The 7,050-nt window shown below is 39.7% G+C and carries 10 protein-coding genes and 1 pseudogene; 2 read left to right on the top strand and 9 right to left on the bottom strand.

The window, feature by feature from the left end:
• Window positions 1–27: 27 nt before the first annotated feature.
• The 5 genes from HT722_RS02895 to HT722_RS02915 form a co-directional block, all read right to left on the bottom strand.
• Complete coding sequence (locus HT722_RS02895) at window positions 28–771, bottom strand: amino acid ABC transporter ATP-binding protein (protein ID WP_000590965.1); 744 nt, start codon at window positions 769–771, stop codon at window positions 28–30.
• Window positions 771–1,571 (bottom strand): amino acid ABC transporter permease, encoded by an 801-nt coding sequence (locus HT722_RS02900; protein WP_173269581.1) that lies wholly within the window; start codon window positions 1,569–1,571, stop codon window positions 771–773. The genes HT722_RS02895 and HT722_RS02900 overlap by 1 nt, the downstream gene beginning before the upstream one ends.
• A 157-nt stretch (window positions 1,572–1,728) precedes the next feature.
• Window positions 1,729–2,085, bottom strand: coding sequence for an arsenate reductase family protein (locus HT722_RS02905; RefSeq protein WP_173269619.1), 357 nt, complete (start codon window positions 2,083–2,085; stop codon window positions 1,729–1,731).
• A gap of 5 nt (window positions 2,086–2,090) precedes the next feature.
• A complete protein-coding gene (locus tag HT722_RS02910) occupies window positions 2,091–2,609 on the bottom strand; it encodes a methylated-DNA--[protein]-cysteine S-methyltransferase (protein WP_173277459.1) in 519 nt (172 codons plus the stop codon).
• A complete protein-coding gene (locus HT722_RS02915) occupies window positions 2,609–3,103 on the bottom strand; it encodes a GNAT family N-acetyltransferase (protein WP_173277461.1) in 495 nt (164 codons plus the stop codon). The genes HT722_RS02910 and HT722_RS02915 overlap by 1 nt, the downstream gene beginning before the upstream one ends.
• A gap of 134 nt (window positions 3,104–3,237) precedes the next feature.
• Here HT722_RS02915 and HT722_RS02920 point away from each other — a divergent pair, with 134 nt between their 5' ends.
• Entirely contained in the window at window positions 3,238–3,681 is a 444-nt protein-coding gene (locus tag HT722_RS02920) for a DUF1836 domain-containing protein (RefSeq protein ID WP_173277463.1), read from the top strand.
• Complete coding sequence (locus tag HT722_RS02925; protein WP_055356951.1) at window positions 3,681–4,328, top strand: hemolysin III family protein; 648 nt, start codon at window positions 3,681–3,683, stop codon at window positions 4,326–4,328. Before HT722_RS02920 ends, HT722_RS02925 begins: the two co-directional genes overlap by 1 nt.
• Window positions 4,329–4,599: 271 nt before the next feature.
• Here the strand turns inward: HT722_RS02925 and HT722_RS02930 are convergent, their stop codons facing one another.
• The 4 genes and pseudogenes from HT722_RS02930 to HT722_RS02945 form a co-directional block, all read right to left on the bottom strand.
• A complete protein-coding gene (locus tag HT722_RS02930) occupies window positions 4,600–5,526 on the bottom strand; it encodes an aldo/keto reductase (protein ID WP_173277466.1) in 927 nt (308 codons plus the stop codon).
• Between the two features lie 74 nt (window positions 5,527–5,600).
• Window positions 5,601–6,416, bottom strand: coding sequence for a hypothetical protein (locus HT722_RS02935; protein ID WP_173277468.1), 816 nt, complete (start codon window positions 6,414–6,416; stop codon window positions 5,601–5,603).
• A 3-nt stretch (window positions 6,417–6,419) separates the two neighbouring features.
• Entirely contained in the window at window positions 6,420–6,740 is a 321-nt protein-coding gene (locus tag HT722_RS02940) for a PadR family transcriptional regulator (RefSeq protein WP_173277470.1), read from the bottom strand.
• Between the two features lie 89 nt (window positions 6,741–6,829).
• Window positions 6,830–7,050 (bottom strand): annotated as a pseudogene (locus tag HT722_RS02945) (hypothetical protein); the annotation flags it as partial.

Raw genomic sequence — 7,050 nt, forward strand, 5'->3', positions numbered from 1 at the left:
TAACTGAGTTTTTCTTTATCTATTATATCAAATATAAGTCCGTTTGTAACTAGCAAAGAATTCTTTTGTCCGCTCTTCTTTAGGATGGTGGATAATCTCATCCGGAGTTCCAGACTCAATGATTTTCCCCTTATCTAAGAAGAGAATCTTATCAGCCACTTGGGCTACAAAGGACATGTCATGGCTGACTAAAATCATGGTTTGACCTGACTTAGCAGCATCTGCAATAGACTTCTCTACTTCACCGACCAATTCTGGGTCAAGGGCTGAAGTTGGTTCGTCCAAGAGCAAGACATCTGGTTTCATGGCAAGAGCACGCGCCAAGGCAACCCGTTGCTTCTGTCCTCCTGATAAATGTCGAGGATAATGGTTTTCACGGTCAGAAAGCCCAACCTTAGCCAACTCTTCCTTGGCAATCTTAGTCGCTTCTTGGTCAGATAATTTCTTGACAACAACCAAGCCTTCTTTCACATTATCAAGTGCCGTGCGGCGTTCAAACAAATTAAACTGCTGAAATACCATAGATAACTTGCGACGTAGGGCAAGGATTTCTTCTTGAGTGATTTTAGAAAAATCAACCGAGAAATCATCAATCTGAATCGAGCCACTATCAGGTGTTTCAAGATAATTGAGACTGCGAAGAAAGGTTGATTTTCCAGCTCCTGAAGAACCAATCAAGGCTACAACTTCCCCTTTTTGAATATCCAAGTCCAGATGATCCAAGACAGTCTGTCCTGAAAAGGATTTGCTTAAATTCGAAATCTTAATCATTAACGAAGGTCTCCTTTCACATCTGTTTGCACTGTATCTGGTGCAGAAATAGCCATTTTTCTCTCGATAAAACGACCGAGGCTCTCAATTCCAATATTGACTACCCAATAAACAAGGGCTACAGAGATGAATCGCTCAAAGTAACGATAATCAGCTCCACCCAAAATCTGAGCTTGGGCAAAGACTTCTACAACACCCGCACTAAAGGCTAAGGAAGTTCCCTTGGTCAAGCCAATTAGGGAATTGATTAAGGTTGGAGTCGCCACAACGGCCGCATTTGGAATAATCACGCGACGATAAACTTGTGCTCGGGTCATCCCCAGACTGCGTGCCGCCTCAATCTCACCAGGATTGACTGAGAGAATGGCTGCACGAATAGTTTCACTGGCATAAGCCGCCTCATTAAAAGCAAAGGCAACAATGGCAAAAGCAGCGGCTGGAATAGCATTGATATTAAGACCAGTTCCCCATTGCTGATTGATAGCTTTCAAAGCCAAAGGAATTCCGTAGTAGGTCAACATGAGTTGCACTAAAATCGGTGTCCCTTTTAAGAAACTAACAAAGAAGGCCTGTAAGGGGTATAAAATCTTGACACGATTGATTTTCACAATGGCAAAAAGAAGCGCCAAAACCAAGCCAAAAAAGGCACCACCAATTGTCAACATAATCGTTGTTGGAAGTTGTTGGACAATTCTCGGAATTCCATCAAAGACCGAACGCAGGCTAAACAGCTTGCCATCCGGAATCAATTGCATCAAGTTTTGGTACCAATCTGATGCTAAAATCGTTGTAACATTCATAAAAATATCCTCTCCTGATAATGATTCATTCTACCATACTTCTGCCGTCAATGAAATTATTTGCTACGGTCAGATACAGACTTTGTCTACCTACTAGTTTATCATACTTTGAAACAGGGAGGTTATATATTTTATCTATCAAAGAGATAAGTAAAAACTATTTCAGTCCCAATTCTTCATAAGCTTTTCGATAACCGATTTGCTTAACAGTTCCATTTTCTACTAAAATCGGTCGTTTTAATAACATACCGTCGCTTGCTAGCAACTGAGCTGCTTCTTGATTTGATAAACTTCCTACCTTATCTTTTAGCCCTAATTCACGGTATTTGATTCCACTGGTGTTGAAAAATTGTTTCAATTCAAATCCTGAGGTTTCTAGCCAGTTCAAAATGACTTCTTGGCTGGGTGTTTCTTCCACGATGTGAACAGCTTTGTAGTCCACACCGAGTTGGTTTAATTCTTGTTTTGCTTTTTTACAAGTTGAACATTTTGGGTATTCGATAAATTCTAACATATCTTTCACTTTCTATTGTTTATCTCTTTAAAATCTGCACCTTCATGCTCCAAGAGCCAGGCTTTCTTTTCCACTCCTGCAGCATAACCTGTCAGACGCTTGCCTGCTCCTAGCACACGATGACAAGGTACTAGGATAGACCAAGGATTGCGTCCCACCGCTCCACCAATTGCCTGAGCAGAAGCCACTTGCAGGTCTTGGGCTATTTGTCCATAGGTCACTGTCTGACCATAAGGAATTTCCTGTAAATAGGACCAAACTCTCTTTTCAAAATCTGTTCCGATTGGAGCCAAGGGCAAGTCGGATAAATCTTGAGGCTGGCCTTTAAAGTAAGCATCTAAGCAAGTGATAACTGGGTCTAAAATGGGATGACTAACAACTGCTTCTATCGTTTCATCTCCTAGTCCCCTCTCAAAATGCTTCTGCTCCTGCACCCAAATGCCATACAGATATTGCTCGTCGGCAACCACAGACAAGATTCCTATTGGCGAAAAGTAGAGCATTTTTACGTACTTCTTTTGCATTATTTCTTCAATTTTTGATAGGCCAAGCGTTCGCCATCAACTGGAACTTTTCCGACCTGTTTAAATCCTAGTTTTTCAAAAATATGCTGCATGGCCTTGTTTGCAACATGCGTATCTGAGCGAAAATCTAGATAGTCAAAACCTTCAATCAAGCCCTCTAGGAAAGTCTGAGCAACTCCTTGTCCCTGCACATCTGCTGCCACAGCAATACGGTGAAAGACTAGGTACTCTGACTCTCCAGCTTGCCATTTTCCTTCATAAATAGCTTCATAGGCTGCCTCTGGACTTTTGGTCACAGCTGCATAGGCTAGTAGTTCTCCCTCTTCCAAGGCTACGTAGGCTTGACCTGAGATAATATCATCGATAATAATGTCCGCATTTGGATAACCATTTTGCCACTGGTCACTACCAGCATCTGCTAAACATTTCTTGGCTTCCTCCATCACCTGCATGATGGCATCTACTTCATTTGGAAAAGCTAAACGAATCTCCATCTTTTCTCCTCATTTCTGACTAGTTTCTCCCATCATAGCATAATTTAAGCCTTTTCACAAGCAGTTAAAACTTGACTTTCTGTTTTTATTATTTTATAATCTAGTTATTAAAACTAGATTATAAGGAGTTTAAAATGAAAACTACCTTTTCCTACCCAAAATGGGCAGAAATTCCAAACATTGACCTCTATCTGGACCAGGTTTTGCTCTATGTCAATCAGGTCTGCGCTCCTGTCTCTCCAGATAAAGATAAGGGGCTAACAGCATCCATGGTCAATAACTATGTCAAACATGGTTATCTTACAAAGCCTGACAAGAAAAAATACCAACGCCAACAGATTGCCCGTTTGATTGCTATTACAACCCTCAAGTCTGTATTTTCTATTCAAGAAATAGCTCAGACACTGAATACTCTCCAAACTCAAGCAAGTTCAGACCAACTCTACGATGCTTTTGTGGACTACATGAACCAAGGAATTGACCCAGCTAACCCCATTATCCAAACCAGCTGCCAAACCGTTAAGCTCTATCATCAAACCCTAGACTTAATCCATCATACTGAAGAGGAGGAAATCTAATGAATACTAGTCTTAAACTCAGCAAACAACTCAGTTTTGGAGAGGAGATTGCCAATAGCGTGACCCATGCTGTGGGTGCCGTCATCATGCTCATCTTGCTGCCTATTTCATCCACCTATAGTTACGAAACACACGGATTTTTATCCTCTATCGGCGTTTCCATTTTTGTTATCAGCCTTTTTCTCATGTTCCTCTCATCCACCATTTATCACTCTATGGCCTATGGTTCGACCCACAAATATGTCTTGAGAATCATTGATCATTCTATGATTTATGTTGCTATTGCAGGCTCATACACGCCCGTCGTCTTGACCTTAATGAATAACTGGTTTGGCTATCTAATTATTGCCATCCAATGGGGAACGACCATTTTCGGCATCCTCTATAAAATCTTTGCTAAAAAAGTCAATGAGAAATTTAGCCTTGCTCTTTACCTGATTATGGGCTGGTTGGTTCTAACTATCATTCCTGCCATTATCAGTCAAACGACACCCATTTTCTGGAGTCTCATGGTAACTGGCGGACTCTCTTATACAGTTGGAGCTGGATTTTACGCCAAGAAAAAACCTTATTTCCACATGATTTGGCATCTCTTTATCCTAGCTGCGTCCGCACTCCAATACATCGCCATTGTTTATTACATGTAAAAAAAGGTTAGGACAAAAAATCCTAACCTTTTTTATTCTCTATGATGTTTTATACCCAATCGAAAAAGTACTCTAGTCCATTTTATAGTACCTACTAGCGTGCCGTCAATTATGGGATACTGCTTCCCTGATAGTATGTAAATCAGAATAGTTAAATCATAATCATCCGTTGATGAACCGTACCTAACGAATCAAGACAGACAAATGGTCAGATAACAAAAAATGTTTTCCAACGTTTTTTTGACTGTGATTTCTTTAAATGCATTTTTTCCTAAGGCAAATCATTCCCTGCAGCAAGATAAATTTCATACCATTCTTTTCTTGTTAAATTAAAGTTTGCCGCTTGGCTAACTTCTCTCAAGTGCTTAGGATTGGTTGTTCCTACGACTGCCTGCATTTTTGCTGGGTAGCGTAACACCCAAGCGATAGCAATAGCTGATGGGTTCACACTGTATTTTAATGCTAATCGATTTAGGACTTGATTTAGTTGTTGGAACTTCTCATTGCCAACAAAATTCCCTTTAAAATACCCGAATTGTAATACAGACCATGCTTGAATGACCACATCGTGTAATTTGCAATATTCAAAAATGCTGCCATCTCGCATAGCTGCTTGACTATCTTCCATATTAACATGAAAACCTGATTCAAATCCTGGAGTAAAAGCTGCACTCAATTGTAGCTGATTAACAGCTAACGGCTGCTTGACATCTTTTTTAAGCAACTCCATCATCATAGGATTTTGATTAGAAACTCCAAAATTTCGAACCTTACCTTGTTTATAAAGGAGATCAAAGGCTTCTGCTACTTGGTCAGATTCCATCAAAGCATCTGGTCGATGAAGAAGCAAGCTATCTAGATGATCAATCTTCAATCTTTGCAAAATTCCGTCAACTGATTTTATAATATAGTCCTTAGAAAAATCAAAATAGGTAAATTCTTCAATGCGAATGCCACATTTGGACTGAATCCACATCTTTTCTCTTAAATCTGGACGATTTTTTAGGACAAGACCTAACAGTTCTTCACAACGACCACGACCATAAATATCAGCCAAGTCAAAAGCATTGCTTCCAACAGAAAGTGCTGTTTCTACAAGCTCTTCAACTTCTTTTACAGACTTATCTTCTATTCTCATCATTCCGAGAACAATTTCTGATAATTCTTTGTCATCTTGACCAAGAGTTATGTATCTCATCAAATTTTTCTCCTTAAATTTCTAACATTCTTCCTTTCATTATAACAAAAAACCGCTTTGCAACGGCTTTTTGACTATATTTCACTCCATTTTATCTTCTTAAACCCACGGAACAAGAGAAAAATGCCAATAAAGAGAACTGCTAAAGGAATAATCTTTGTGAGGAAAACATTTGAAATGCCCATCCACGCATAATAACGGAGCAGAGAGCCTACAATAAGATGGGCAACAATCATACTGACAAAGGGACGAAAGACCGCTTCTTTCCAATTCCAAATACTGATGACTAGAGAAAGCGTAAAGACAAGGAAACTATCCCAGGGAGCAGGAAGATAAAAGGCTCCTTCTTGTATGAAGCTTGCCATTCCTACATACCCCAGAACAACTAGAAGGACAAGAATCCCAACGACAATATAAGTGCCAATTTTCATTTTAGGAGAATCTTGGACTAGCCCCCAACGTAAGATTGTGGCCACAAGTCCAAAACCAATCAGAAAAAGAAGAAGTTGCCCTAAAAATGTGAGCAAATTGACTGTTAAGAGAGGACCTTTAGAAAAATCACTTAGTAGTTGATAATAACGTAATACCGCTAGGACAAGAATTGGCGTCAAAAGGGACTCCTTGATAGAACTACGTGGCGCTTCCTTGAGCATCTCTTTCATTAATTTTTTAGGATCCTTACCTAGATAATCCTCTGCACTCATGCCATCTCGTTCTGCTTCTGAGAAATCTAACATCATCAAATAAATCTGCTCTCTGAGATAGTCCTCATCATAGAGAAATCCAGCAAGATTAAAACTATCCCACAGTTCCTCAAAATACTGCTGATTCTCCTCAGAAAACTCATGCAGCAAAGCGCTTGTTTCTTCGTAATACTTCATTTTCTTCATGGTTTAACCCCCATTCTTAATTCCTTCTACTTTTTGACTCAAATCGTCCCATTGTTGCCAAAAGACCGAGACACGCTCTTCTCCTTCTTTAGTTAACGAAAAATACTTCCGATCTGGACCATCTGGCGACGGACGCATGTCGCCTCTTATCCATTGATTTTTTTCTAACTTTTGCAACAAAGGATAAATAGTTCCCGGAACAATGGTGTCAAATCCAGTCTCTCGCAAAGTTTGAACCAACTCATAACCATATCGCTCTTTTTGACCAATCATATCCAAGACACAACCTTCAAGAACACCTTTTAATAGTTGAGTTTCCTTCATCACTTCTCCCTTCTAATCTATTTTGTAATACCTACTAGTAGCTCCACCTATAGTATACTACTTCTACACTAGTTTGTAAAGCATAATAGTTAATACTCTTCGAAAATCTCTTCAAACCACGTCAGCGTCGCCTTACCGTATGTATGGTTACTGACTTCGTCAGTTCTATCCACAACCTCAAAACCATGTTTTGAGCTGACTTCGTCAGTTTCATCTACAACCTCAAAGCAGTGCTTTGAGCAACCTGTGGCTAGTTTCCTAGTTTGCTCTTTGATTTTTATTGAGTGTAAATAAAAGGCTCTATAATATT

The sequence above is a fragment of the Streptococcus sp. 53 genome (genome assembly GCF_013276565.1).
Classification (GTDB): Bacteria; Bacillota; Bacilli; order Lactobacillales; family Streptococcaceae; genus Streptococcus.

Excerpts from the sequence above, each read along its gene's own strand:
- HT722_RS02895 (WP_000590965.1), bottom strand. The coding sequence starts at position 771 with ATGATTAAGATTTCGAATTTAAGCAAATCCTTTTCAGGACAGACTGTC.
- HT722_RS02900 (WP_173269581.1), bottom strand. The coding sequence starts at position 1,571 with ATGAATGTTACAACGATTTTAGCATCAGATTGGTACCAAAACTTGATG.
- HT722_RS02905 (WP_173269619.1), bottom strand. The coding sequence starts at position 2,085 with ATGTTAGAATTTATCGAATACCCAAAATGTTCAACTTGTAAAAAAGCA.
- HT722_RS02910 (WP_173277459.1), bottom strand. The coding sequence starts at position 2,609 with ATGCAAAAGAAGTACGTAAAAATGCTCTACTTTTCGCCAATAGGAATC.
- HT722_RS02915 (WP_173277461.1), bottom strand. The coding sequence starts at position 3,103 with ATGGAGATTCGTTTAGCTTTTCCAAATGAAGTAGATGCCATCATGCAG.
- HT722_RS02920 (WP_173277463.1), top strand. The coding sequence starts at position 3,238 with ATGAAAACTACCTTTTCCTACCCAAAATGGGCAGAAATTCCAAACATT.
- HT722_RS02925 (WP_055356951.1), top strand. The coding sequence starts at position 3,681 with ATGAATACTAGTCTTAAACTCAGCAAACAACTCAGTTTTGGAGAGGAG.
- HT722_RS02930 (WP_173277466.1), bottom strand. The coding sequence starts at position 5,526 with ATGAGATACATAACTCTTGGTCAAGATGACAAAGAATTATCAGAAATT.
- HT722_RS02935 (WP_173277468.1), bottom strand. The coding sequence starts at position 6,416 with ATGAAGAAAATGAAGTATTACGAAGAAACAAGCGCTTTGCTGCATGAG.
- HT722_RS02940 (WP_173277470.1), bottom strand. The coding sequence starts at position 6,740 with ATGAAGGAAACTCAACTATTAAAAGGTGTTCTTGAAGGTTGTGTCTTG.